General features: G+C 57.8%; 23 protein-coding genes. 12 read left to right on the forward strand and 11 right to left on the reverse strand.

Going from position 1 to position 24,800, the window contains the following annotated elements; genetic code table 11:
* Window positions 1–156 precede the first annotated feature (156 nt).
* Together BMZ10_RS10060 and BMZ10_RS10065 are read left to right on the forward strand one after the other, a co-directional pair.
* Window positions 157–963, forward strand: a complete 807-nt coding sequence (locus BMZ10_RS10060) for a dienelactone hydrolase family protein (protein WP_093460907.1) — start codon at window positions 157–159, stop codon at window positions 961–963.
* Window positions 964–1,569: 606 nt separating this feature from the next.
* On the forward strand, window positions 1,570–2,295 hold the full coding sequence (locus BMZ10_RS10065; RefSeq protein ID WP_218147209.1) for a 4'-phosphopantetheinyl transferase family protein: 726 nt from the start codon (window positions 1,570–1,572) through the stop codon (window positions 2,293–2,295).
* 460 nt (window positions 2,296–2,755) lie between these two features.
* On the opposite strand, the gene fhuF is transcribed toward BMZ10_RS10065, so the two are convergent.
* Genes fhuF through BMZ10_RS10080 form a run of 3 tightly spaced genes read right to left on the reverse strand, consistent with a single transcriptional unit; the run spans window position 2,756 to window position 5,853 of the window.
* A complete protein-coding gene (fhuF, locus tag BMZ10_RS10070; protein WP_093460913.1) occupies window positions 2,756–3,514 on the reverse strand; it encodes a siderophore-iron reductase FhuF in 759 nt (252 codons plus the stop codon).
* The gene (locus BMZ10_RS10075) at window positions 3,472–5,112 is read right to left on the reverse strand and encodes an ATP-binding protein (RefSeq protein ID WP_093460916.1); all 1,641 of its coding nucleotides are present in this window, start codon (window positions 5,110–5,112) and stop codon (window positions 3,472–3,474) included. The genes fhuF and BMZ10_RS10075 overlap by 43 nt, the downstream gene beginning before the upstream one ends.
* A 3-nt stretch (window positions 5,113–5,115) precedes the next feature.
* Window positions 5,116–5,853, reverse strand: a complete 738-nt coding sequence (locus tag BMZ10_RS10080) for a response regulator (RefSeq protein WP_093460919.1) — start codon at window positions 5,851–5,853, stop codon at window positions 5,116–5,118.
* Between the two features lie 718 nt (window positions 5,854–6,571).
* On the opposite strand from BMZ10_RS10080, the gene BMZ10_RS10085 reads away from it, so the two are divergent.
* From BMZ10_RS10085 to BMZ10_RS10105, 5 genes are all read left to right on the forward strand, one after another.
* On the forward strand, window positions 6,572–9,484 hold the full coding sequence (locus BMZ10_RS10085) for a ribonucleoside-diphosphate reductase subunit alpha (protein WP_093460922.1): 2,913 nt from the start codon (window positions 6,572–6,574) through the stop codon (window positions 9,482–9,484).
* A gap of 285 nt (window positions 9,485–9,769) precedes the next feature.
* Window positions 9,770–11,017 (forward strand): ribonucleotide-diphosphate reductase subunit beta, encoded by a 1,248-nt coding sequence (locus BMZ10_RS10090; protein ID WP_093460925.1) that lies wholly within the window; start codon window positions 9,770–9,772, stop codon window positions 11,015–11,017.
* Between the two features lie 381 nt (window positions 11,018–11,398).
* Window positions 11,399–11,932 (forward strand): REP-associated tyrosine transposase, encoded by a 534-nt coding sequence (locus BMZ10_RS10095; RefSeq protein WP_093460930.1) that lies wholly within the window; start codon window positions 11,399–11,401, stop codon window positions 11,930–11,932.
* A gap of 127 nt (window positions 11,933–12,059) precedes the next feature.
* Window positions 12,060–13,067 carry an HNH endonuclease gene (locus BMZ10_RS10100; protein ID WP_256214466.1) on the forward strand — a complete coding sequence of 336 codons (1,008 nt, stop codon included), beginning with the start codon at window positions 12,060–12,062 and terminating at the stop codon, window positions 13,065–13,067.
* Between the two features lie 323 nt (window positions 13,068–13,390).
* Window positions 13,391–13,738, forward strand: a complete 348-nt coding sequence (locus BMZ10_RS10105; RefSeq protein WP_256214493.1) for a type VI secretion system amidase immunity protein Tai4 — start codon at window positions 13,391–13,393, stop codon at window positions 13,736–13,738.
* A 1,658-nt stretch (window positions 13,739–15,396) separates the two neighbouring features.
* On the opposite strand, the gene BMZ10_RS27405 is transcribed toward BMZ10_RS10105, so the two are convergent.
* Genes BMZ10_RS27405 through BMZ10_RS10120 form a run of 3 tightly spaced genes read right to left on the reverse strand, consistent with a single transcriptional unit; the run spans window position 15,397 to window position 17,232 of the window.
* Entirely contained in the window at window positions 15,397–15,765 is a 369-nt protein-coding gene (locus BMZ10_RS27405) for a hypothetical protein (protein WP_143070281.1), read from the reverse strand.
* Window positions 15,758–16,735: a hypothetical protein gene (locus BMZ10_RS10115; protein WP_093460937.1), complete on the reverse strand. Its 978-nt coding sequence runs from the start codon at window positions 16,733–16,735 to the stop codon at window positions 15,758–15,760. The genes BMZ10_RS27405 and BMZ10_RS10115 overlap by 8 nt, the downstream gene beginning before the upstream one ends.
* A gap of 8 nt (window positions 16,736–16,743) precedes the next feature.
* Window positions 16,744–17,232, reverse strand: a complete 489-nt coding sequence (locus tag BMZ10_RS10120; protein WP_093460939.1) for an Hcp family type VI secretion system effector — start codon at window positions 17,230–17,232, stop codon at window positions 16,744–16,746.
* A gap of 274 nt (window positions 17,233–17,506) precedes the next feature.
* Between BMZ10_RS10120 and hopBF1 the strand changes: the two genes are divergently transcribed.
* Window positions 17,507–18,121: a T3SS effector protein kinase HopBF1 gene (gene hopBF1 / locus BMZ10_RS10125; RefSeq protein ID WP_256214467.1), complete on the forward strand. Its 615-nt coding sequence runs from the start codon at window positions 17,507–17,509 to the stop codon at window positions 18,119–18,121.
* A gap of 115 nt (window positions 18,122–18,236) precedes the next feature.
* Here hopBF1 and BMZ10_RS10130 read toward each other — a convergent pair whose 3' ends face one another.
* Entirely contained in the window at window positions 18,237–18,527 is a 291-nt protein-coding gene (locus BMZ10_RS10130) for a hypothetical protein (protein ID WP_093460941.1), read from the reverse strand.
* Window positions 18,528–18,773: 246 nt separating this feature from the next.
* Here BMZ10_RS10130 and BMZ10_RS10135 point away from each other — a divergent pair, with 246 nt between their 5' ends.
* The 4 genes from BMZ10_RS10135 to BMZ10_RS10150 all read left to right on the forward strand — a co-directional run bounded on the left by BMZ10_RS10135 (window position 18,774) and on the right by BMZ10_RS10150 (window position 22,427).
* The gene (locus BMZ10_RS10135) at window positions 18,774–19,721 is read left to right on the forward strand and encodes a restriction endonuclease (RefSeq protein WP_093460943.1); all 948 of its coding nucleotides are present in this window, start codon (window positions 18,774–18,776) and stop codon (window positions 19,719–19,721) included.
* A 156-nt stretch (window positions 19,722–19,877) separates the two neighbouring features.
* Complete coding sequence (locus tag BMZ10_RS10140; RefSeq protein ID WP_093460945.1) at window positions 19,878–20,102, forward strand: hypothetical protein; 225 nt, start codon at window positions 19,878–19,880, stop codon at window positions 20,100–20,102.
* A 298-nt stretch (window positions 20,103–20,400) separates the two neighbouring features.
* Window positions 20,401–21,069 (forward strand): DcrB/PsbP domain-containing protein, encoded by a 669-nt coding sequence (locus tag BMZ10_RS10145; protein ID WP_093460947.1) that lies wholly within the window; start codon window positions 20,401–20,403, stop codon window positions 21,067–21,069.
* 278 nt (window positions 21,070–21,347) lie between these two features.
* On the forward strand, window positions 21,348–22,427 hold the full coding sequence (locus BMZ10_RS10150; RefSeq protein ID WP_093460949.1) for a diguanylate cyclase: 1,080 nt from the start codon (window positions 21,348–21,350) through the stop codon (window positions 22,425–22,427).
* A 143-nt stretch (window positions 22,428–22,570) separates the two neighbouring features.
* Here the strand turns inward: BMZ10_RS10150 and BMZ10_RS10155 are convergent, their stop codons facing one another.
* The 4 genes from BMZ10_RS10155 to BMZ10_RS10170 form a co-directional block, all read right to left on the reverse strand.
* Window positions 22,571–23,269, reverse strand: coding sequence for a hypothetical protein (locus tag BMZ10_RS10155; RefSeq protein ID WP_093460951.1), 699 nt, complete (start codon window positions 23,267–23,269; stop codon window positions 22,571–22,573).
* A gap of 58 nt (window positions 23,270–23,327) precedes the next feature.
* Window positions 23,328–23,510 (reverse strand): hypothetical protein, encoded by a 183-nt coding sequence (locus BMZ10_RS10160; RefSeq protein ID WP_093460954.1) that lies wholly within the window; start codon window positions 23,508–23,510, stop codon window positions 23,328–23,330.
* A 108-nt stretch (window positions 23,511–23,618) separates the two neighbouring features.
* Window positions 23,619–23,909, reverse strand: coding sequence for a helix-turn-helix domain-containing protein (locus BMZ10_RS10165; RefSeq protein WP_093460956.1), 291 nt, complete (start codon window positions 23,907–23,909; stop codon window positions 23,619–23,621).
* Between the two features lie 408 nt (window positions 23,910–24,317).
* Window positions 24,318–24,788, reverse strand: a complete 471-nt coding sequence (locus BMZ10_RS10170; RefSeq protein WP_093460958.1) for a VOC family protein — start codon at window positions 24,786–24,788, stop codon at window positions 24,318–24,320.
* Between the last annotated feature and the right edge of the window lie 12 nt (window positions 24,789–24,800).

A 24,800-nucleotide genomic window follows, 5' to 3' on the forward strand; every position in this document is an offset into this window, starting at 1 on the left:
TGTCGGGTACGGTTTGAGCATACGCAGCGAGCGCTGAACCCCTCCTGAACACCCACTGAACCCTGGCTGAACATACGTGCACCCTTTCGGTCGGAACGTGAGCGGCACATTCGTCTAGGCTCAACGCCAGACGAGCAACCGGACAAGGAGATTGACATGCGTTTACTCATAGCCTTCACCCTCATGTGCCTGGCCGGCCTGGCCCAGGCAGAGGTGCAGACCCGGACCATCGATTACCAAAGCGCCGACGGCACCCGTCTGGTCGGCTACTTCGCGTACGACGACGCCATCAAAGGCCCACGCCCCGGCATTGTCGTGGTGCATGAATGGTGGGGCCTGAACGACTACGCCAAACGCCGCGCCCGCGACCTGGCCGTGCTGGGCTACAGCGCCATGGCCATCGACATGTATGGCGAAGGCAAGAACACCGAACACCCGAAAGACGCGATGGCCTTCATGCAAGCGGCCACGGCTGACGCAGCAGCATCGGCCAAACGCTTCGACGCAGGTGTCGAGCAATTGAAAAAACAGCCAGAGACCAACCCCAGGAAGATCGCCGCCATCGGCTACTGCTTCGGCGGCGGCGTGGTGCTCGACGCCGCGCGACGGGGCGAACCGCTGGCCGCTGTCGTCAGTTTCCACGGTGCCTTGACCACCAAGACGCCCGCCAGACAGGGCGTGACCCAGACGCCGATGCTGATTGAGCATGGCGACAACGACACCATGGTCACGGCGCAGAATGTCGCGGACTTCAAGAAGGAAATGGACGCGGCCAAGGCCGACTACAAATTCGTCGGCATCGAAGGCGCGAAACATGGCTTTACCAATCCCGACGCCGACAAGCTCAGTCACGGCGACCATGGCGGCCCGGACATCGGCTACAACCAGGCCGCAGACATGAGCTCGTGGGCAGACATGAAAGCGTTCCTGAAAGAGCAGTTCGCGAAGAACTCGACCCTGTAACCATGCAGCGAGCCATGCCCTGTAGGAGTGAGGCGACCGTCTTTAACGCGCTCTTCGATCAACGGCATGGCACCCGACGCCTTCCCGGCTAAAGCCGGTCCTACGAAAAGCTTTCAGCGTCCCTAGCACCGGCTTTAGCCGGGAAAAGGTGGTCCCACGAAAAGCTTGCAACGTCCGTAGCACCGGCTTTAGCCAGGAAAAGGTGGTCCCACGAAAAGCTTGCAGCGTCCGTAGCACCGGCTTTAGCCGGGAAAAGGTGGTCCCACGAATAGCTTGCAACGTCCGTAGGACCGGCTTTAGCCGGGAAAAGGTGGTCCCACGAATAGCTTGCAACGTCCGTAGGACCGGCTTTAGCCGGGAAGGCCGGTGCATTTGGCAGAAATGTGGCAGTCGCGAGCCAGTCGTCGCGAGTCGGCACACTCCCATGGGATGTGTGGGTGGCGTGGAAATTTCGCAGCGCTGCAAAACCCTGTAGGAGTGAGCTTGCTCGCGATTGCTGTCTCTGACATTCACAGCGGTGAAAAAAACGCGATCTCAAGCAAGCTCATGCCCACCGTTTGGCTTTCGTATGGCGTGCCCTGATCCAGTTCCGGCAAAATGCCGTCCATGAGCTCATCCCCTGATCTGCCACTCTGCTGCCCCGCCCTCACTCATCACTGGCCGCTGCCTCAGCCACTGGCTGATGTGGTGTTGGTCAGCACGCCCTTCGATCCGCACAAACTGGCCGATGGCGATTTTCAACGCTGCCTGATCGATCCGCCCGCGAGCATTCAGCGCTCGGTGGCAAAAAGGCAGGCCGAGTTTCTTGCCGGCCGCCTGTGCGCCCGCGAAGCCATGCGCCTGCTGGACGGCCGCACGCACGTACCGCCGATCGGCGATGATCGCGCGCCGGTCTGGCCGGAGGGCCTGTGCGGTTCGATCACCCACAGCACCGGCTGGGCCGCCGCCATCGTGGCCCGTCGTCAACACTGGCGCGGGCTGGGCATGGATGCGGAACAGTTGATGAGCAACGAGCGCGCCCTACGCCTGGCCGGGGAAATCCTCACCGCCGACGAGCTCAAGCGCATGGCCGCAGGCCCGGAAGATCAGGTCGCCCACCAGGTGACGCTGACGTTTTCGCTGAAAGAAAGCCTGTTCAAGGCGCTTTATCCCCTTGTGCTCAAGCGCTTTTACTTCGAGGACGCCGAGTTGCTGGAGTGGTCGGACGATGGCCGCGCGCGCCTGCGGCTGAAGATCGATCTCAGCGCAGAATGGCATGACGGCAAGGAGCTGGAGGCGCAGTTCGGCGTGCGCGACGGGCAGTTGTTGAGCCTGGTGGCCATCCCCGCGTGAACGGAAAACCACTGTAGGAGCGCGCTTGCCCGCGATTGCGGCGGCTCATCGAACACTCATTCATCTGACGGACCGTGATCGCGAGCAAGCTCACTGCTACAGAGATCTCCGGGGATTCTCGAACTCTCCGGCCACGCCCAACTCCCGTAGGAGCGCGCTTGCCCGCGAAGACTGACTTCCAGCCACTGCATCTCCACCGGACACACCGACCAATTCGCGGGCAAGCGCGCTCCTACAGGGGTACGCGGGGCTGACGGGAATCGAGCCGGGCCACAAAAACTGTAGGGCAAGCTCGCTCATGAAGGCTGGCTTCCAGATACTACATCTCCATAGCATGCACTGGCCTCTTCCCGGCTGAAGCCGGTCCTACCGACGCTGCGGGCTTTTCGTAGGACCGGCTTTAGCCGGGAAGGCGTCTGGCGCCACGCCGTTGATCGAGGGGCCGTTAAAGACAGTTGGCTCACGCCTTCAGTTGTTCGGTGTCGGCCCCACGCAACGGACAATGCTCACACCGTCCGACCCACTCAACCCGATAACTCAGACAGCAACTGCGCCGCTGCCTGACCCACTGCCCGTTCTTCCCTTCTATATAAGTGATCGCATTGAATAGCGGATTGCGTTTCCCGTCCGGCCGCAGCCTTTCGCGCAACAACCCGTAACCCGACGCCAGCGACACATCGCTGACCGCCGCCAACTCCCGCAGGCAGGTTTCCAGGTAATCCCCGGCGCTGCTCCACAACACGCCCGGCGCCACGCTGCCGTAAGCGCTCAATCGGGCGATGACGTGTTGCAGATTGTCGAGCAAAGGCGCAAACCGCAGGAACGGATCTTCCGAAGCAGACGTTTCGTACGCCGCTGCGTAAAACTTCACCCCGTCGAGCACGCCCTGTTCATTCACGGCAAAAGCCAGTTGATCCAGCTGCAATGGCCAACTGATCCGTCGCGTCAGCGTCGCCGCCACCACCGGCGGGATCAACTGCATGGCGTAGAATTTGAACCACTGCGACACCAGCACCGGCAACACGCCCGCCATCAGTTCAGGGCCGTAGACCTTCAGCAGCAGGCGATCCAGCGTGTCATCGCGCAACAGCTCTGGCAGCGGCACGACAGGACGCCCGTCATCCGCGACGATGGTGTCCGCAAAGGTGGCCAACGGGCCGTCAAACACACACACGCTCAAACGTCCTCCTGTTGTCGCGGCCAGGAAAGGCTGAAGCACGCGCCGCCCAGGTGCTGACTGCGCCCGATCAACGCGCGCCCGCCGTGCCAGTGAATGATCCGCCGGACGATCGACAGCCCCAGACCATGCCCGCCGGAAGCCCGCGTGCGGCTGTCATCCAGGCGCATGAACGGCGTGAAAATCCGCTCCCATGCCGTTTCCGGCACGCCGGGGCCATCGTCGTCGACATCGATTCGGCAGCGCGTCTGGCTCAATTGATAGCCGATACACACCTCGGACTCCGCGTGCCGCGTGGCGTTACTCACCAGATTCTGCAATGCGCGATGCAGGTAACGGGGTTCGGCCTCGACCCAGGCTCCGTTGCCCAGAGCCGCATCTTCGTTGACCACCAGGCACTGGCCGCGGGTGACGCGAACGTTGGCGCGCAGTGGCGCAAGCTCGGCGATCACTTGATCGATCAAGGCGTCGAGGTCGATCCGCTGGAAATTCAAGGTTGGCGCGCCCTGCTCCAGACGCGCATAGGTCAGCATCTCGTCGACCAGCTTGTCGAGGTCCTGAATATCGTTGTCCATGCCGACCATGTATTGGTGCCGCGCCTGGGGCGTGCTCGCCTCGCCGATCATCTCCAGACCGAAGCGCAGGCGCGCCACCGGCGTACGCAGCTCGTGGGATACCGCCCGCACCAGTTCACGCTGGGTGGTCAGCGAACGCTGCAAATGCTCGGCCATGCCATTGAACGCCGAGGCCAGACGCCCCACCGAATCGGCGCCGCTTTCCGGCACGCGGGTTTCCAGGCTGCCTTGGGCGATTCGCGTCGCGGCGGCCTCCAGCCCGCGCAAGCGATGTTCCAGCCGGCGCACCAGCAAATACACCACCAGACCGATCAGGCACAGCCCCAGAAACGCGATGAGAATCAGCAGTTCGGGCGGGTAAGGATTCATCTGGTAAAGCGGGCCGATCTCCAGCACCCACGGGGTTTTACCGACGCCGGACAGCACGCGGATGGAATCGCCGCCCTTGCCCAGCGCCATTACCGTATCGCCCTCCTCGATGCGCCGACGCTGATCGTCGTCGACGTCGGCCTGCTCCAGCCTGATCAGGTGCAGGTCGAAGCCGAAACCCTTGCTCACTCGCAGGTTTTCCAGGCGCATCGGCTGCTCGTCAACGGGCACACGCACCAACTCATCGAGCAGCAGAAAGAGCGTCGCCCGGGCCAATTGCTCACTGATCTGCTGCACTTCGCCGGTCAACAGCAACGCTGCCCCGCTGTCTGACGAGCCCGCCGGCGCAACTTCGCGAAAGACCCGAGCGGCATGGGGGCCGGTCTGTTCGACGATAACCTGGCCACGGCTCAGCCGATTGCGCGCGCTGCCATCCAGATGCGCCTGAGCGGCGGTTTGCAGCGCCAGCGGAATGCCGAGCAAGCGTTCCCACACGGCCAGCGCACGGATGCGTTCGATGCTGTCCATGTGTTTCAGGTTGTCGGCCATCAGGGTGAAGGTGCCGTGGGCCAGTTGCTCGCGGTATTGCTCGCTGCGCACCTTGTTGACCAGGTGCAGCGTCAGCACGCCCAGCAGGGCGACCAGCACCAGGACGCCCAGCATGCCGCCGTAAATGCGCAGAAAGATGGAGTGCATGGGTCAGCCGTTGAGCATGACGTGACTCATGTCCCTGGCCGCTTCCGGTACGAACAGATAGCCCTTGCTGCGCACAGTCTTGATCAGGCGCGGATGGATCGGGTCGTCACCGATGCGCGGACGGATTCGCGAAATGCGCACATCGATCGAACGGTCCTGGCCGTCATAGCCGACGCCGCGCAGCGCTGTAAAGATTTCCTCACGGGAGAGAATGCGACCGGCGTTGGCCACCAGCAGCCACAAGAGGTCGAATTCGGCGCTGGTGAGGTCGATGCTGTGGTCGTTGAGCCAGGCCTCGCGCAGCGCGTTGTCGACCACCAGAGGGCCGAACACCAGACGGCGCTGCTCTGGAGCGGGCGTTTGCGCCGGCTCGGTGCGCCGTAACAGGGCACGAATGCGCGCCAACAGCACCCGAGGGTGAACCGGTTTGCCCACGTAATCGTCGGCGCCCATGTCCAGACCCTCAATCTGGTCGCTGTCGTCGGTGCGGGCCGTGAGCATCAGGATCGGTCCCTCGTAGCGACTGCGCACGTTGCGGCAGATGCTCAGGCCATCTTCGCCGGGCAGCATGAGGTCGAGAATCACAAGGTCCGGCTGCTCGTCGATGATCCGCTGAGCAGCGCGCGCGCCATCGCCTTCCAGACTGACGCGCAGGCCGTTGCTTTCAAGGTAATCGCGGGTCAGCTCGGCCAGCCGCCGATCATCCTCGACGATCAGCACCTGCCAGGGTTCTTGGTGCACGGTCGGTGTCTCCTGGTGATTGTTCTTATTAATAGCCAGTGCAGCAGAGGGTTCGCGCTCACAGGATTTCGTCGGCCTGACGGACGCAATTGTAACCAGTCCTCCAACATGACAAACGACATGCCACACAGCCTTGCCAGGCGCATATTTTGTGATAGGGTGCGCGCCCGCGAAAAACCCGAAAATTGATTTCTACCCCTGAAAAATCGCCCATCCCAGTCGCCATGCGGCCTACACGCGATTTCCCCGATTCGCACACAAATTACACACAGCTTTATCCACAGGTGACACGTTGCAATTGGTGTCCGAAACGCATTATCTTGTAGCCCGTCGCTGATGAAGACCCTACATGTAGGGTTTGACTCGAAAAACCAAACACAAGTGGCCGAGAGATTTCAAGCATTTTTTCTCGTGTTCAAAGGGCTGAACCACCCCCGGTTTTACCGCCTGACCGCTTTCACGCGAATGGCAGACAGCAAGCGTCACGATCTGCGCGTAGCGGTACAAGTGTTGCAACACAAGTCGAGCATTCTGCAACAGTTTTTTCCGGGCGACGGGCTCAGGCCCGTACCCTTCTGGACTTCGAAACCACGGACGGTCAATCAGCCTTTCCCTCCGTTTTGAAGTTTCTGGACTGACGTTTGTCGGTCAACTGCCTCAAGACGGAACGGTGGATGCCCCTGGCGTCCAAATAAACATAGAGAACGTGGAGACACCCATGCAAACAGACACAACTCGCGAGAATCCGCAGGCCATTGCGCCGCAGACAGGTGCGACCCAGCAGGACCTGTCCGCGACCGCTCCGGGTCAGCTGCGCGTGATCAAGCGTAACGGCACCGTTGTTCCGTACACCGATGACAAGATCACCGTCGCCATCACCAAGGCCTTCCTCGCAGTTGAAGGCGGCACCGCTGCCGCTTCGTCGCGCATCCACGACACCGTTGCCCGTCTGACCGAACAGGTCACCGCGACTTTCAAGCGTCGCATGCCTTCGGGCGGCACCATCCACATCGAAGAAATTCAGGATCAGGTAGAACTGGCGCTGATGCGCGCTGGCGAGCAAAAAGTGGCTCGCGACTACGTGATCTATCGCAACGACCGCTCCAAAGAGCGTGCCGGTCGTGGCGGCGATGCGCCTGTGCAGGCTCACCCGTCGATCCGCATCACCACCAAGGACGGCAGCCTCGCGCCGCTGGACATGGGTCGCCTGAACACCATCATCACCGAAGCGTGTGAAGGCCTGGCCGAGGTTGACGCCAACCTGATCCAGAACGAAACCCTGAAAAACCTGTACGACGGCGTGGCCCTGACCGACGTCAACACCGCACTGGTGATGACAGCGCGCACCCTGGTCGAGCGTGAGCCGAACTACTCGTTCGTCACCGCCCGCCTGCTGATGGACACCCTGCGTGCCGAAGGCCTGGGTTTCCTGGGCGTCGCCGAAAGCGCCACTCACCACGAAATGGTCGACCTGTACGCCAAGGCACTGCCGGCTTACGTCGCCAAAGGTATCGAGTTCGAACTGCTGAACCCTGTCCTGGCCGAATTCGACCTGGAAAAACTGGGCAAGGCGATCAACCACGAGCGCGACCAGCAGTTCACTTATCTGGGCTTGCAGACCCTGTACGACCGTTACTTCATCCACAAGGATGGTGTGCGTTTCGAACTGCCGCAGATCTTCTTCATGCGTGTGGCCATGGGCCTGGCAATCGAAGAGAAAGCCCGTGAAGACCGCGCCATCGAGTTCTACAACCTGTTGTCGTCCTTCGACTACATGGCATCGACCCCGACGCTGTTCAACGCCGGCACCCTGCGTCCACAGCTGTCGAGCTGCTACCTGACCACTGTTCCGGATGACCTGTCGGGCATTTACCACGCCATCCACGACAACGCCATGCTGTCCAAATTCGCAGGCGGTCTGGGCAACGACTGGACGCCGGTTCGTGCGCTGGGCTCGTACATCAAGGGCACCAACGGCAAATCCCAAGGCGTTGTGCCATTCCTGAAAGTGGTCAACGACACCGCCGTTGCAGTGAACCAGGGCGGCAAGCGCAAAGGCGCTGTCTGTGCCTACCTGGAAACCTGGCACATGGACATCGAAGAGTTCATCGAGCTGCGCAAGAACACCGGTGACGATCGCCGTCGTACCCACGACATGAACACCGCCAACTGGATTCCTGACCTGTTCATGAAGCGTGTCTTCGATGACGGCAAATGGACCCTGTTCTCGCCTTCCGAAGTTCCGGACCTGCACGACCTGACCGGCAAAGCCTTCGAGGAACGTTACGAGTACTACGAAGCGCTGACCGAGTACCCAGGCAAGATCAAGCTGTTCAAGACCATTCAGGCCAAAGACCTGTGGCGCAAGATGCTGTCCATGCTGTTTGAAACCGGCCACCCTTGGCTGACTTTCAAAGACCCGTGCAACCTGCGTTCGCCACAGCAGCACGTTGGTGTGGTCCACAGCTCGAACCTGTGCACCGAGATCACCCTGAACACCAACAAGGACGAGATCGCGGTCTGCAACCTGGGCTCGATCAACCTGCCGAACCACATCGTCAACGGCAAGCTGGACACCGACAAGCTCAAGCGCACCATCGACGTAGCCGTTCGCATGCTCGATAACGTCATCGACATCAACTACTACTCGGTGCCACAGGCGAAGAACTCCAACTTCCGTCACCGTCCGGTCGGTCTGGGCATCATGGGCTTCCAGGACGCGCTGTACCTGCAGCACATTCCTTACGGTTCCGATGCTGCCGTCGAATTCGCCGACCGCTCGATGGAAGCCGTCAGCTACTACGCGATCCAGGCTTCCTGTGATCTGGCCGACGAGCGTGGCGCCTACGAGACGTTCCAGGGTTCGCTGTGGTCCAAAGGCATCCTGCCGCTGGATTCGCAACAGATCCTGATCGAAGCCCGTGGCCAGAAGTACATCGACGTCGACCTGAACGAAACCCTGGACTGGGCGCCCGTGCGTGCTCGCGTTCAGAAAGGCATTCGTAACTCGAACATCATGGCCATCGCGCCGACCGCGACCATCGCCAACATCACCGGCGTTTCGCAGTCGATCGAACCGACCTACCAGAACCTGTACGTGAAATCGAACCTGTCGGGCGAGTTCACCGTGATCAACCCGTACCTGGTTCGCGACCTCAAGGCTCGCGATCTGTGGGACTCGGTCATGATCAACGACCTCAAGTACTACGACGGTTCGGTCCAGCAGATCGAGCGCATCCCGCAGGAGCTCAAAGACCTCTACGCCACCGCGTTCGAAGTCGAAGCCCGCTGGATCGTCGACGCTGCAAGCCGTCGCCAGAAGTGGATCGACCAGGCTCAGTCGCTGAACCTGTACATCGCTGGCGCATCGGGCAAGAAGCTGGACGTGACCTACCGCATGGCGTGGTTCCGTGGCCTGAAAACCACCTACTACCTCCGTGCCCTGGCCGCGACCAGCACCGAGAAGTCGACCATCAACACCGGTAAACTGAACGCCGTTTCCAGCGGCGGCCACGGCCCGGACGACTCGGCGATCACCGCCCCACGTCCAGCCGAAGCAGCCCCGGCCGGCCCAGCGCCAGTGCCAAAGGCCTGCGCCATTGATGAGCCGGATTGCGAGGCTTGTCAGTAATAAACACGCTGGACGCCGCACGTTTCTGAGCGGCGTCCGCGTTGTTGCCGAGTTTTTCGGCCTCCTCACGTACTGACGTACGCTCCGGGGTCCAAAAAACTCGGCGCCTAGCGGTCACTCGCTCAGACTCGCGCTCTTCATGCAGCGCCAGTTAAAAAAGCAAAATCAGGGGCTCAGTCCCCAAGACTTCATGTTCTTTGCGTGCAACGCCTGATACGCAACCGACACTCAAGATCCATCAGGTCAGTCATCTATCACTGACCCTCACGCAGGAGCCTCATCACCATGCTGAGCTGGGACGAATTCGACAAAGAAGACGCCGCTGAACCCGCCAAAGGCGCCAACGCCGGCCACGCTTCAGAAGCGGCCATGGACAAACTCGACAGCGCCGGTGGTGCAGCCGCGCAGGAAGCACGCGCTGCCAACGCCAACGACTCCGCTGCCGTCGCCCGCGCCAAAGCGGCTCTGAACAAACTCGACATCGCCGAAGGTCTGGCCGAGCTGGAAGGCTCCGCCGCACGCGTTGCCGTCGACGAAAAGCGCATGATCAACTGCCGCGCCGACCTCAACCAACTCGTGCCTTTCAAGTACGACTGGGCCTGGCAGAAGTACCTGGACGGCTGCGCAAACCACTGGATGCCGCAAGAAGTCAACATGACCGCCGACATCGCCCTCTGGAAAAACCCGGAAGGCCTGACCGACGACGAACGCCGCATCGTCATGCGCAACCTGGGCTTCTTCTCCACCGCCGACTCCCTGGTTGCCAACAACCTCGCGCTGGCCGTGTATCGCCTGATCACCAACCCTGAATGCCGCCAGTACATCCTGCGCCAGGCCTTCGAGGAAGCGATCCACACCCATGCCTACCAGTACTGCATCGAATCGCTGGGCATGGACGAAGGCGAGATCTTCAACATGTACCACGAGATCCCATCGGTTGCGAAAAAAGCCGCCTGGGGCCTGAAATACACCCGCGCCATCTCCGATCCGGAATTCAACACCGGCACCGTCGAGACCGACAAAGAACTGCTGCGCAACCTGATCGCCTACTACTGCGTTCTCGAAGGCATCTTCTTCTACTGCGGCTTCACCCAGATCCTCTCGATGGGCCGCCGCAACAAAATGACCGGCGTCGCAGAGCAGTTCCAGTACATCCTGCGCGACGAGTCCATGCACCTGAACTTCGGCATCGACGTGATCAACCAGATCAAGATCGAAAACCCGCACCTGTGGGACGCCGAACTGAAGGAAGAAGCCTCGCAAATGATCCTGCAAGGCACTCAGCTGGAAATCGAATACGCCCGCGACACCATGCCTCGCGGCGTACTGGGCATGAACGCCGCGATGATGGAAGACTATCTGAAGTTCATCGCCAACCGTCGTTTGAGCCAGATTGGTCTGAAGGAAGAATACCCAGGCACCACCAACCCGTTCCCATGGATGAGCGAGATCATGGACTTGAAGAAAGAGAAGAACTTCTTTGAGACGCGAGTGATTGAGTATCAGACGGGTGGGGCTTTGAGCTGGGATTGATAATTACCCCCGTGAAGTCGCATCAAAACCTGAATCCATCTCATCAAGAATGAAATGGTTTGGTGTCGAAAGGGTTGCCAAATGGCAACCCTTTTTTGTCTCAACCGTGAGCCTCGAATTTTCTGAATTGGACGACATTCTGGCGTATGGGCTTACCAGAAGCAGCGGCCAAGAGAGGTAATCGTGACACGTGATCTAAGCTCGTCCCTGCTTCCGAGATCGTTCCTACGCTCTGCGTGGGAATGCAGCTGCTGACGCTCCGCGTCTCAGTCTCGACAAATCCGATACACGCTCGAAGCACTCCGAAACACCAGCGCGACGACTCGCGCCTTATACATAACCTAGCCTAAATCGCTCCCTTTCAGATTCAAGGACGATTCCATGGCCAGAAGCCGATATACCATCACCGAAGCCCATAATCCTCATTTCCTCACGTGCACCATCGTCGAATGGCTTCCACTCTTCACCCGCCCAGCCCTGGTCGACATCGTGCTGAACGCATGGCGCTTTCAACAAGCGAATCAGAGCCTGAAGCTTTATGGTTATGTCGTTCTCGAAAACCACCTCCATTACCTCGCGCAATCTCCAGACCTCGAAAAATCTGTCGCCAGCTTCAAGTCTTTCACGGCGAGAAACATCATCGATTACTTGGAGGGAGTCCGGGCAGAACGCACCCTGCAGCGCCTGCGCTTCGCTAAGCGCGCACATAAAGTCGACCGCGTTTATCAGGTCTGGCAAGAGGGCGTACATGCTGAATTGGTGTATAGCGAAAGCGTGATGCGGCAGAAGCTCGAGTACATCCACGCCAATCCAGTGAAACGAGGATACGTCGATTTTGGTGAGCATTGGAGATACTCCAGCGCGCGGGATTACCAGGGACAACCAGGGCTGATTGAGATCCAGAAGTGGTATTAGCTGACGCGGAGCGTCACTCGCGGCATTCCCACGCGGAGCGTTGGAACGATCAATAACCAGTTGTAACCACGCCTCACACTGAAGCAACATCCCTTTTCCTACAAGCGACATGGAAAAGGACTACAACGTGGCGAAGAAGAACTCACAGCAAGTGCTCACTGGCTCATACGCATCGCAGTCGCTTGAGGAAGGTCATGTCTACACCCGCGACGACCTGCGCGCACTCTTCGCCATCACCGCTTCGAGCATCAACAACGGAATCTTCAAACCCGCAGCCTACGACTCCGTGTGGATCTTTGTAACCGAACACAAGACAGCCGACCGCACTCAATACGTCGACGCCTTGATCGACGACGTGTTGAACATGGAAGGCCAGACGCAAGGCGCCACCGACTACCTCATCAGGGAGCACGTCGTACGCGGCATAGAGCTGCTTTTGTTCTATCGAACGAAAAAGTACGAGCACCCCGGCGCGGGCTTCACTTACAAGGGCAAGTTTCTTTATCAAAGTGATCAAGGTTCAGGACCGACCCAATTCACGCTTCGCCAAGCTAATAGCCCAGCGCTGAGCATTCCGCTCATTGAAGCGGAGCTAGAGGATTCAGGCGAATTCGATCCTCGAAACATCATCGACGCACGCCGGAAAGTCCTTGCCTCTGTGGTGCGCCGGCAAGGCCAGACCCAGTTCAGAGCGGCACTGCTCAAGGCGTATGAGGGTAAGTGCGCCGTCACAGATTGCACTATTGAGGCGTTGCTAGAGGCAGCGCACATCGTTCCTTATCAAGGTTCCGATACCAATGTGGTCAGTAATGGTCTGCTGCTTCGCGCTGATATCCATACCCTTTTTGACCTCGGGCTTTTGTGGATCGATCCAGATAGTCGAGTTGTAAAGCTGGCTGAGGCATTGAGGGAGAGCGAATATCAAAACTGGGCGGGCAAGCCGATCTTCGTCCCGCAAAAATCATCTGACCAGCCGAGCGCGACCGCGCTCCTCTCACACATCAACTCGTTCAAATCACTGGAAAAAACGTCCGACGGGTCAGAGGCGCTAGGTAGCGACAGCCAAGCGCCCCTTGCGAATCTTGCCGAGATCCCCCACATCAAAAAGTTAGGTATGAGAGTCGCCAACGGGTGACGGTGTGCCTCGGTCGACATTTTCAGAAACGGTCTACAGCATCGGCTCTAGAGGCGCCAACCCCGTCTACGTAGGAAGAACTCAGAACAGAGATAGGAAAACTCTGGTTTTTCTCGACGACGGCTGGGCATCCAAAAACGCCGGTAGAGTCACGACCGTGATGTCGAACCGAGCCAAGGATGTGGAATGAACCGCCCGATCTTTACCACCGCGTGGGCTGCCTCGCAGCGCATTTACGACCCGTCTGATTCCGGCGGACGCTTGGCATGACTCTGCGCGTGACTGGGACGACGGTTCTGGCGCTGCTGTCGGTCTGCTATTCGATGGCCGGCGCTACCGACTCCCCGCAAGCCAGCGCTCGCACTCATGCGCAGAATTACAAAGATCTGGTTCTGGCGGCCTGCATAGCAACTGCGTACCGAGACGAAAAACAGGCTGCCGCCGATGCGGGCAGCAGTGTCAGCGCGTTGCGGGACTGGACTTATTACGACTTGGAGAAAGCGCCTGATGAGATCAGGGATCTGGTCGATCAATTCCTGTCCAGGGACTACCACAATCCATTGGCAGAACCGGAAGCCCCCGGTACCCGCTTTGATTTGCTGAAGTGCCTGGACTTGTTTCACAGCGATGAGTTGGACGGTCAGGTCAAGCGCTTGGTTATTGATCCTTAAGCCGAGCCGGGGATTGGATTTACACCGAATTTCTTATGAGCCTGCTGTCGCCTTTTGTAGCGTGGGAGTAGCCCGCTTATGCCGAGCGGGGCTTTGATCATGTTCATTAACTTCCCACCCTCCACATACCGCGCCTTCCTGCACAGTCGCTCATCCCCGCCAGGCAAGCCTCTCTGATCTCCAGCGACGATGCTACATCGAGCGCGACGCCTGTACAGCGCACTTATTAGTGCAAACTGCCTTCCATATTCTTTTGGATGTCGGCTCCAGCCATCTGTAAACTCATCAATCAGTGAGCGTCATCCTTTAATATAGCAACCAAGTATTCGGTTACGATCGTTGCTAATTGCCCCGCTGCTAGCTCCGGTGGAATCTTAGGACAACAGCACATATCACCGCTGCGCTTGTGAAAACAGACAATGCTATGAAAGGTGGGTAAAGCGTCAGTTTCATTGCCCTTGTTACGGCGTTCAACTCATGCCTCCGAAGCAAGCCCTTTGATTCATGCCAGTCAGGCCGTATGCTCATCATGAATATGGCGCCACACCGTATGACTTTTCCGGGTAACCCTAGCCCTTTAAGCATATCTTTGTTGTGTATAACCAGTGCGCTTTCAGAAAAAACCTCTTCAAGGCCTTCTAAAGTAAAAACGGTTACTACTACCACCCAAAGCAGTATCAAAGGCAGGGGCAACACTGAAGTGATTACTGCAATTTCTAGAAACCCAATTTCGATCACAAATTATGCTCATATAGAATTTCGCCTATGTACTCTCCAGGTTTTTTTCCCAACTCGCCACCACCCCAAGCGGAAACACCTCCGACAACAGCTACGCAAGCTATGGCTCCTAACCCAGCGGTAGCCGGTCCGAATAAAGCGGCACAAGGAGCGGCGGCATACCCGCGAAGTATCACTAACACTCCGCCCGCCCCCCCACCCGACCTCCTCTTTGAACAGGTAATTGTTCCTAGTCTGGCCACCATCCAAAGATCATGCCCGATATAACCAACGCAAAAAACCACAGATATAACGAAATAAACGGCGGATACAGCCAGTACTTGGTTCTCTTTGGCACACTGTGAATTTCATTTGCAAGCGCTAACCCTCTTGACACTGAAAGGCTTGGCGTCAAACAGATCCAAAATACGCTTCCACAGGTAATAATCTTACCGAACAATCCAAAGTACTTGATTACTTTCCTGTCGTGCTGAAAAAGCGAGCCATTCGCAAATAAACGTTCCAACGGCTCCGCCAGAATGTGGCACGTCACGGCAGTCCAAATCACTATTACGGGCATAGGAACCATTATCAAGCAAGCTACAACGCCTTCGGTCGTTAATTTATTCATTCAAAGTCTCGTAAATCGACTCGCCTAATAGCTCGCCCGGGTTGCTTCCTAGCTTACCCCCCGCCCAACCGCCCACCGCACTGGCTATTGCCACACATGCGGTAGTGCCAAGTCCCCTAGTCGCCGCACCAATAATCACCGCGCAGATGTGTTTGGAGAGAGCTGCTCCAGCGAACGCCCCAGCAGCGCCTCCCCCCAAACTCCCAACCAACTTCCCACCCTCCACATACCGCGCCTTCCTGGCCTACCAGACGAACGCACCTCAGCGTGCTGTGATTTCAGAATTTGAGCTCGCAATACTGCGAGGCAACTACCAGCCCAGTACATTCCAGACGCAAAATACGACCGACCAAAGCGTGCAAGCTATGAATGGCGCATATAATCTTCTTTTTAACGCCTTAGGAATGGCGAGCACTTCTTTCTCCACAACACTTCCGTCTCGGACGTAAATTCTAGGATAGAAGCAAATCGCGATAATTGCTCCGCACCGCAAAACTTTACCTGCCAAACCAAGATACTTCATCGAAGCTCTGTTTTCGATTACCAGGCGACTGCTTCCTAAAATCGCTTCTAATTGATCAACAGTTCTGTGACATACGACGATCGACCAAATTGCTAAAAATGGAGACGGCAGCATTATGACAACAAGAGTAAGATTGGCCATATTGAGTTTATTCATAAATATTCTCATAGACGATCTCACCCATTTCTTCGCCCCTCTGGCCGCCAAATTCGCCTGCCGCCCAAGTGGTTGCGCCCGTGCCGATAACTACGCACGCATTCAAGCCTTTTCCGCGAGTCAATACTCCAATAACAACTTTACAAATGCTATTTGAAATCGCCGCACTGGGTAATGCGACAATCGCACCTCCCCCCAAACTCCCAATCAACTTCCCACCCTCCACATATCGCGCCTTCCTGCACTGTCGCTCATCCCCCGCCAGGCAAGCCTCTCTGATCTCCAGCGACGTAGACGCCACGTCAAGCGCGACGCCGATGTAGCCGCCTCGTTTGATGAGGGTCGCGGCCTTCGCCACGCCCGCCACGGTGTCGGCATATCGCGCGATTTCGCCGTGTTTCAGATAGCTCTTGGTCGACAGTCCCAACATATCCTTGATGCGGCTGTTTCTGCCCAGGCCTGATCCGGTGCTGGCATAGCTGCTCAACTGGCTTTGTATCTTGGCTTGTAGCTGTGCGCGCTTCTGAAAGAAGAGCTCCCCGTTCTGAAGTTTCCCTGAGGAAAGATGGCTCTTGTACAGCGTATTTATTTCTTCAAGACTGCTTTCGATGTTTTTCAGATGTCGGGACCAGCCATCGGTGACGACGCCTGTCGCAACGGAGGTTCTCTCGAGGATATCCTGCAGGAAGTCATAGTTCTCAACGATGTAGCTGTCCCCTTCCATCCCATGGATGAGCAGCATGTGGTGCACTTCGACAGCTTTCGCCATCAGGTACGCCTCGTGGGAGGTGCAGGATTTGGTTGAGTGATCTCCGATGATGACCAGCTCACCCGCGAGCACGACGCTGTCACGTATATGCGCGTTGAGCGTATCGAACTTCGCCAGCGACTTGCCCGCCAGCGAGACGCTGGATTTCAAGCCTTGATAAGTCTGCATGCGGGGATTGATGAAACTGTACGGAACGGCCATGAACCACCTCAGGCGTATTTTTTATTGCCGATTCGGTCCCACCCGCCTGCGACGTTGCCGCCGCCGCTGCCGTCGGTGCGCTTCTGTTGGGTGTAAACGGTTTTGATCCGCCCGTAATTGAGTTTCACGATCTCAAGGGGCACGCCCGAGCTGGCGTTCTGCGTGTACTCGGAAATAATCACTTCTTCGAGGATGATTTCGAAATACTTGAGCTTCTCGGCCCCGGCGCGGTTGAGTGCGAGCCTGACTTCTTTCACATGTTCGCCTGCGCAGCAGGCTTCCATCAGCCCGCAACTGGCGCTGTCCAGGAACTTGGTGAACGTCAGATCGGTGAGTGTCGTGCGGCCGGATGAAGCGCCGCCCGCAGAACTGGCAGTGGCCGATGTACTTTGATGACTGCCGAAGTTGTACCCGGTGATTTCAATCCAGTCTTTGTGCCTTTCATCCAAAGCCTCACCACCGATCCCATCAATTTTGATGAATGCATCAAATGCCATAAAACCGCTCCGTACCGTCATTGAGAAATACTGCGGTCAGGAGTGTTCCGGTAATACAAGGCGTCGGGATGTGGGCTGGCACGCTGCACAACGTAGGATCTTTTTGAATCTGCCAGCGATATTTCCTACAGCGCTTAGGCATCATCAACCCGAACTCAAGCAAACTCCGCCCAATACCCGGAACTCAATCCATCTATTCACCCACTCACTGCGCAGAATCGCGCGAGCTCCTTGCTCGCCTGTCCCATCAAGCCAGTCAGACAAGGTGATGACCATGATGCCAAACGTCTCCAATGCCGCCTCAATCCGGCACAATCTAGGCGTTTCAACTGCAGCGGCGGCGAGTGAGTTCAAGTCGATCGACTCGGTCGGCCACTTCCTCGGCAAAGGAAGCCAGAAGGACGTTTACCATTCTCGGCAGAATGCCGCGCAGTGCATTTGTCTGATCCGGCCAGGCACGACCGGAACTATCGCGGAGGGCGACTGCGCGGCTAAAGAGCTGGAAATGACGAAGAAGCTTAAGGACTTCGGATTTCCGGTCGTCGATGCACATGAGTTGGTCACGCATGACGGCAAGGTGGGTCTGTCGAAAGACTATATCCACAACGCCCTGGATTCGGAGGATGTCATCAATCGTCGCAAGCCCATGCCTGAGGACTTGGCGTTCAATAAGAATGTGTTGAAAGACTGCGACGAGATTATATCCAGATTGAGAAACCACGATCTGCACATTGAAGACTTGCAGTTCATTATCGACGGGCATGGTCGGGTGCGAATCAATGACCCAAGGGATGTGATCAGATCATCGCCGGAAAAGAGCATCGACAAAGTGCGCCAGTTGCGAGCCCTTGCATTGGAGAACACGTTGGTCGACAGCGACAGCGACTGAACCGTAAGGCATGCGAGGGAGTGAGTGACCTCAATGAAGCGGGTCACTCACTCGTGCGCGCCAATCACTTACGCAACACGCTGACGTCAGCGCAGTGCCAAAAAGCAAAGCGGCATCAACCCTTCGAGCGCGCTCGATACGCCTGAACCATGTCTTTGGTGACGTCTTCCTTGAAGCACAGTGGCGAGTATCCCCCCGCGCGGTTGTAGGCGCTGCGTTTGCCGCAGCGGCTGCCATTGCGAGCCGAGTTGTAAGGACATGGGCAGTTGCCGGGGTAGGAAGAGATCGAATCTTCGATGAGAATCTGGGCGATGGCGGCGTCGGTGAGGCGCGCGTCCTTCGCGGAAACGGTGAAAGCACTGAGCAGTGCGAGGGCTGCGATGAAGCTGATTCCTACCTTGGTCATGGCTGTTCCTTAGCTGTACGGACGGAAATTCCGCCAACGTTTTACCATGACATCAATAAGCCACTATCATGCTTTTTTTCTATAGAATGACGGCGTTTTCCTGCTATTACAGACGAGCCTTCTGACAGACGTTTCTCTGAATGTCAGAGGTCGTTTATGAGGGTCACGCTGCAAGCATCGCTAGACCTAGAGTTCTGCTGCGTTATTGATCACCTTCTCTCTCAGGATTTGTAACAGACCACGGATATGGCCAAGAAAACCTCTGCTGTCGAAGCGTTCATTTTTCTCGCAAGCAAATTGCCCTGGTGGGCGAGCATCGCGCTCGCCGCTGCCTCGGGAATGTACCTCCACGCCCTTGCCACCGCTGCCCCGCCGACGATGAGTGACGTTCGACATATCGATACGGTGCTGACTCACTCGGTACTCAGCGGACTGGCGACGTTCGGGCAGTTTTTTGTGCCGGTGATTTTTGTGGCGGGCGCGGTTGCCTCGATCTTCAGACGCCGCAAACGCAGCCATCTTTTGAATTCAGTGAGCACGGCAGGCGGTCATACCCTGCTGACCATCAGCTGGCACGATTTCGAGCTGGTGGTAGGTGAAGCCTTACGGCGCCGTGGTTATGCCGTGCTGGAAACAGGTGCGAACGGACCTGATGGCGGCGTGGATCTGGTTGCGCGCAAGGATGGCGAAACGTATCTGGTGCAATGCAAGCAGTGGCGCTCGATACAGGTCGGCGTGCCGGTGGTGCGTGAGCTTTACGGCGCGATGGCGGCGGAGGGCGCGGTAGGCGGTTTCGTCGTGACCAGTGGGACGTTTTCCAAACCAGCGCGCGCATTTGCCTCGGGACGCAACGTGCAGCTGATTGACGGCGAGCAGTTAAAGCTGTGGATTGCCGAGACGAAGAAGCGTCAACCGCCGCCTCGCCCGGAGGCGACCGCCGAATGCGTTGAACCAGCAGTTAAGCCAGCAGTTGAGCCAGCGGTTGAGGCGTCGACGGCCAAGGTAAAGCCGCCGGAATCAGTGGCTGACGTGGTCGAGCCGACAGCGCCGGCTTGCCCGTTTTGTAAGAAGACGATGGTGACGAAACGGGCGCGCACCGGGAAAAACGCCGGCGGGCACTTCTGGGGATGCGTCGATTATCCGGAGTGCCGGGGGATTCGGCCACAGTTCCCGGCGATGAAGGTGCGGCAATGAAGGGTTTGCCCATAGGCATAATCTGATTAATTCCCTCCTCTGCACATAACATTTTTTCTAAAGAATCTTTACCTGGGTTTCATTTGATCCGGCGTCGCTGTGTTCTTACAGTGGCGTCACCTGATCGAACTTGCACGAGCAAGAAGGTTAATTCAAATGCTTAAATCCATCGGTATTGCCAGCGCACTTATTCTTTCCTGTTTATGGGTTGCTCCTTTCGCAATGGCTGAAGAGTCCCCAGCGTTTGTGGCGCGTAACGAAGCGCTGCACGCGAGCTTCGAGCAGCACGAAGAGGCCTTGGCCGGCAAGGCCAGGGAGCAGGACAAGACTCAGCAAGCCTCGACTTACAACCCACAAGCGGAGAACGCCAAACATACCTGACCTGTACGTTGATTCATCGTGTCGTTTCTGCTGTTTCTCCGCGTCGTTGCTCCCGGCGTGGGGCCTCAAAGCTCCAAACTTCAGCCGCTGACCCCAGCGGCTTTTTTTCGATTCAACCAAACATGATTTATATCCTGGCTACTTTTACAAGTTGCCAAAAACGAAGCCTGTCCCCAATAAGACCGACTGCAAATCCCTCGATAACGGCAGAGCATTCAAATGATGCCCGTAGCAGGCAGGCGCCCCTGTCAGGCAAAATGCCGACCCTATGTAGGACTCAGCCGCCAAAGGGGTAGGAATGCGCCTGTTCAGATTTAAGACTGCCTTGATTTGCCTCGCGCTGGCGATGAGTGTCGGGGCGGCCGGCGTGCAAGCCGCGACCGACACGCAGGGGTCGTCCAAGTCGTCGAAGACCGCGCATTCTTCCAAAACGACGAAGTCTTCGAAGACCTCCAAACCTGCCAAGTCGACGAAAAAACCAACCAAACCTACAGGTCAGAAAGTCTCGATGCTGGGCGGCAAGTTCCTGTTCTATCTGCCTAAGGACTACGTCAAAGGGCCGATGGAGGAGATCGACGACAAGGCCAAGGCCGCTGGCGTGACCGGTTCGCTGTACATGAACAAGCCCGCGAAGCGCGTGGTGATCATCACCGAAACGCCGCTGCCGGACGGTAAGTCTGTTCCTTCCAACGATGGCGAAACGCTGGACAACATCATTGCCGAAACGCTCGTTCAGCAGCAGTCCAGTTACCGTGATTTCAAGAAGCTCGGCGAGAAGAAGATGGTCAGAAAAGGCCTCGGCCTTCGTCAGCTGGATATCGCGGGCGGCGTGGAAGGCGGCAATGTCCTGAGCACCACGCTGACTGCCGCCTCCGGAACGCGCACTGCAATGGTCAATGTCATTTCGCTCGCCAAGGACGCTAAAGCGCACGCGCAGCTGATCAAAAACCTGACCGGGAGCAAGTGAGCGGCCTGTCTGAAGGACGCGCCCCCTGCGGACACCGGCTGCAAGAAGCCATGTCCGTCGGGGTATTCAGATGGATGTGCAGGCTGGATGAAGCAATAGGGTCTACGCTCTGCCCATCCGATCAGCCTGATTCGTCCTCAGGCGACGACCGGCGATGCGAAATGGACGAATAGTGGCAAATCGCTCTTCCTTCCCTTCAATCGGCAAGCGACACTCTGGGTCATTGGTCGTGGCCGATGTTTCAATCCGGACGCTGTGTCATCACCCGGTGAAGAGCTATGAGCACCTCAAGCCACAAAGGTCTTTCATTCGCCCGGCGTCTGCATCTGCCGCGCAGCGTTGGCCTGGGCATGGGTTTCTTCACCGTGGCCGCCGCGTTATACCCTTCTCATCCACCCATATGGGTCTGGGTGCTGATGGTGCTGCACGGCTACGTCTGGCCACATTTGGCGTATCTTCTCGCCTGCCGTTCCGACGAGCCCTACAAGGCTGAGCGCCGCAATCTGGTTTATGACTCGCTGGCCGGTGGTTTCTGGGCTGGCGCCATGGGGTTGAATCCGCTTCCTGCAGTAGCAGCTCTATCGATGCTGGCCATGAACAACATCGCCGCTGGCGGCCCGCGAATGCTGGCGATCGGCTCGGTTGCGCAGGCCAGCGGCGCGCTGCTGGCGTACTGGATTTTCCGTCCGGACCTGTTTCCGGCCGTCACTCAGATCCAGATGTACGCCTGCCTGCCGATGCTGGTGATTTATCCATTGGCGATTGGTTGGCTGTGCTACCGCGTCGCGGTGCAGCTCTCCAATAGCAAAAAGGCGCTGGAGAAGCTGAGCACGACCGACAGCTTGACAGGTCTGATGAACCATGGCGCCTGGAAGGATCTGCTGACGCTGGAATTCAACAAGAGCCGGACGCTGGACAGGCACAACAGCGTTGCACTGATCGACATCGATCACTTCAAAACCATCAATGACACCTACGGCCACATTATCGGCGACAGCGTGCTCAAGCAGTTGAGCAACGCCCTGTCAGCCAACCTGCGGGAAACCGATCTGGCCGGACGCTATGGCGGCGACGAGTTTTGCGTGATCCTGCCCGACACCTCACTTGCGCAAGCCACCGACATCCTCGAGCGCCTGCGCCGCACGGTGAACGAACACTCCCACGCCGCCCTCCCCGACCTTAAATTGAGCCTGAGCGTCGGCATCGCCGCTTACGGCGCCCATCTGAACGATGCGGGCATGTGGCTGCATGAGGCCGACATGGCGTTGTACAAAGCCAAAAGCACCGGGCGCAACCGGGTGACATCGGCGCCGCCCGGCGTAAGGGCCTGTGAATCAGCAGATGCCGAACTTGAGTGAATCAGCGTCGGAGGCGAGCGAGGGTCTGGCAGCGCGAGGGAGTGACACTGTCGTTGAACTCGAACTACTCGCGCTGCACCATCACACACTGGAGAAGGCTCTGCATTTTCGACGCCTGCAGCCCGGCCTGTGCCTGAGTTCGGTCAGTCTGCGCAGCGCTGGGTCAGCTTGAGCAACTCGACTGGCGACACCCTCTCCAGCAACACAACCAGGCTGTCGCTCAGCGTCAAAGGGCCGTACAGCCCTTCTTCGCGGTCCAGATGCGCTTGCTGGACTTCGCGATAAGCACCGGGATAGATGCTTTTTTCGATGGGCAGCAGGCGGTCGAAATGCTCCAGCAGGCCTCGGAAAACAATGCGCCGCTCCACCACGCCGCGGGTGGTGGCGATCAGTTTGATGAAGAAATCCGAATCGCTCTGGCGCATGGCTTCATACGCGGCATAGCGCTCCACCAGCGTGTACGCGCCGGTTTCATCGAACACCACACAACACAGCTCATGGCGCGTACGGCCGCTGAACGGATTGACGACCGCGCCGCGTCGATTGCTCTGCGCCAGAGCGAAGGCCACTGCGCGCTCCGCCTCCTGTAGACGCTGCGGGTTGTCGAGCCAGGTCAGGTCGTCAAGCGCCGGCGCCTGCCGCCCCAGCCGCTCGACCTCTGCACTGAAGGTGGCGAACAGGCCCTGCGGACCGAACCATTGCTTGTGAAGTGCAGTGAGCTGATCTCTGGATAGCGCGGCCTGCTCCTCTACCAGCCGGTCGAACTCAACCGCGACCCCGACGTGATCAGGTCGCGAACGAAGCGCAGCCGAAGGCTGTGAGGTGGCGCTTTGAAGTGTCATCGGATCGTTCCTTTTTGTTGTTCAACTGTTGTTCGGCAGCATTGTTATGGCCGCGCTATCAATCGTCCTGCTTCGCCGCGCCCTGCTGGCGAAGCCTCTCGGCCAGGCAGCCTTCAGCGCAATATTTTCCATTGCAGGTTTCCCCAGCCATCCCGGCCGCATTCTTTCCCTTGCCATAACGTTGACTGACACCGCGTAAAACAAATAACGCAGCCGAAGTATCGCTCGACATCTGATTCATGATCTTTCCTGCCAATCCATTGATGCATGCGAGTTGCAACTTCACAGGCACGCGCCCGTATCGACCCAAATAATTGCGGGCGTCGCAATACTTATAAATGCTCAGTCTTCAATCGGTTTTATTATGCGCGCCTCGCTCGGCGATACAATCCGTCAAATGTAGGGGTGCAGGGGTTTTCTTTTTACGCAGCCCGGGCACGTGCAGCGCCATTAACTGCGCCCGGTTTTTGACCTCGTTTTTCTTGAGCAGCGACGAGACATGGTCCCGCGCCGTGTAATCACTGATGCCCAGCCGCTGGGCGATGTCCTTGTTGGTGCAGCCCAGCAGCACCAACTGCAGGACTTCCCGCTCTCTGGGCGTCGCTCTGCTCGATCGTTTTCGCTTGCGGTCTTGTTCCATCATCTGCCTGCAATAACCCCCGTTAGTTGCCGTCCCTGGCGTTGCTCAGCTCATCGGCACTGATACAATTTTATTGAGTTGAGTTTTTCGAGCGCGCACAACTTCGACTGACGAACCAGGCGAAGGGTTAATAATAAGCACAACGAAAGTAACTATTCCTACAGCATGCAGGGACACTTCCTTGATGGCTGACCAATTATCGCCCGCACAATAATTAATTCCTGGCGAAAACCAAGTTCGGCACAGACATATAGAGACAGCTTGTATAGACAGGCACGATGATACTTACGAATGATAATTACAATCATCTGTTACAAATCAGGGCGTGGCATCACTGTGTTCACGCGCCCGGCGACCGGACCGGAAAGTCCGGAGCGCTCCGGGCGGCTGCAGAACGATGAATACGTTTCAGGACGAAGGTTGAGCAAACAGCATCGCGGCGCGATCGCGGATTTCATCGGGAGTGAGGTCTTCCTTGTGCGTGCCGATGAACCACAGATGCCCGAACGGATCGCGCACGCTGCCGCTGCGGTCGCCGTAAAACATGTCCTGGACCTCGCTGACCACTGTCGCGCCCGACTCCACGGCGCGCTTGAATTGCGCGTCGACATCAGCGACGTACAGGTGCATGGCGAACGAGGTTTTGCTGCCGGGTTCAGGGCTGACGAAGCCACCCTGATCGCAAGGCTCGGCGAGCATCAGGCGAGAGTCGCCGATTTGCAGTTCGGCGTGACCGACCTTTCCGCCCGGCCCGTCCAGCCGGAACATTTCCTGGGCATCGAAGGCTTTTTTATAGAACTCGATAGCTTGGTCGGCGGGCGAAACGCCCATGTACACGGTCAGGCTGTGCTGGCCGTCGGGGATAGGTTTGACGCTCATGGCAGGCTCCAG

Origin of the sequence: Pseudomonas sp. NFR16 (assembly GCF_900108875.1) — a bacterium.
Classification (GTDB): domain Bacteria; phylum Pseudomonadota; class Gammaproteobacteria; order Pseudomonadales; family Pseudomonadaceae; genus Aquipseudomonas.

Coding starts and splice junctions, on each gene's coding strand:
- BMZ10_RS27405 (WP_143070281.1), bottom strand. CDS start 15,765: ATGAATAAACTCAATATGGCCAATCTTACTCTTGTTGTCATAATGCTG.
- BMZ10_RS10160 (WP_093460954.1), bottom strand. CDS start 23,510: ATGAATCAGATGTCGAGCGATACTTCGGCTGCGTTATTTGTTTTACGC.
- BMZ10_RS10115 (WP_093460937.1), bottom strand. CDS start 16,735: ATGGCCGTTCCGTACAGTTTCATCAATCCCCGCATGCAGACTTATCAA.
- BMZ10_RS10085 (WP_093460922.1), top strand. CDS start 6,572: ATGCAAACAGACACAACTCGCGAGAATCCGCAGGCCATTGCGCCGCAG.
- BMZ10_RS10095 (WP_093460930.1), top strand. CDS start 11,399: ATGGCCAGAAGCCGATATACCATCACCGAAGCCCATAATCCTCATTTC.
- BMZ10_RS10075 (WP_093460916.1), bottom strand. CDS start 5,112: ATGCACTCCATCTTTCTGCGCATTTACGGCGGCATGCTGGGCGTCCTG.
- hopBF1 (WP_256214467.1), top strand. CDS start 17,507: ATGATGCCAAACGTCTCCAATGCCGCCTCAATCCGGCACAATCTAGGC.
- BMZ10_RS10145 (WP_093460947.1), top strand. CDS start 20,401: ATGCGCCTGTTCAGATTTAAGACTGCCTTGATTTGCCTCGCGCTGGCG.
- BMZ10_RS10060 (WP_093460907.1), top strand. CDS start 157: ATGCGTTTACTCATAGCCTTCACCCTCATGTGCCTGGCCGGCCTGGCC.
- BMZ10_RS10135 (WP_093460943.1), top strand. CDS start 18,774: ATGGCCAAGAAAACCTCTGCTGTCGAAGCGTTCATTTTTCTCGCAAGC.
- BMZ10_RS10065 (WP_218147209.1), top strand. CDS start 1,570: ATGAGCTCATCCCCTGATCTGCCACTCTGCTGCCCCGCCCTCACTCAT.
- BMZ10_RS10120 (WP_093460939.1), bottom strand. CDS start 17,232: ATGGCATTTGATGCATTCATCAAAATTGATGGGATCGGTGGTGAGGCT.
- BMZ10_RS10165 (WP_093460956.1), bottom strand. CDS start 23,909: ATGGAACAAGACCGCAAGCGAAAACGATCGAGCAGAGCGACGCCCAGA.
- BMZ10_RS10150 (WP_093460949.1), top strand. CDS start 21,348: ATGAGCACCTCAAGCCACAAAGGTCTTTCATTCGCCCGGCGTCTGCAT.
- BMZ10_RS10130 (WP_093460941.1), bottom strand. CDS start 18,527: ATGACCAAGGTAGGAATCAGCTTCATCGCAGCCCTCGCACTGCTCAGT.
- BMZ10_RS10140 (WP_093460945.1), top strand. CDS start 19,878: ATGCTTAAATCCATCGGTATTGCCAGCGCACTTATTCTTTCCTGTTTA.
- BMZ10_RS10155 (WP_093460951.1), bottom strand. CDS start 23,269: ATGACACTTCAAAGCGCCACCTCACAGCCTTCGGCTGCGCTTCGTTCG.
- BMZ10_RS10090 (WP_093460925.1), top strand. CDS start 9,770: ATGCTGAGCTGGGACGAATTCGACAAAGAAGACGCCGCTGAACCCGCC.
- BMZ10_RS10170 (WP_093460958.1), bottom strand. CDS start 24,788: ATGAGCGTCAAACCTATCCCCGACGGCCAGCACAGCCTGACCGTGTAC.
- BMZ10_RS10105 (WP_256214493.1), top strand. CDS start 13,391: ATGGCCGGCGCTACCGACTCCCCGCAAGCCAGCGCTCGCACTCATGCG.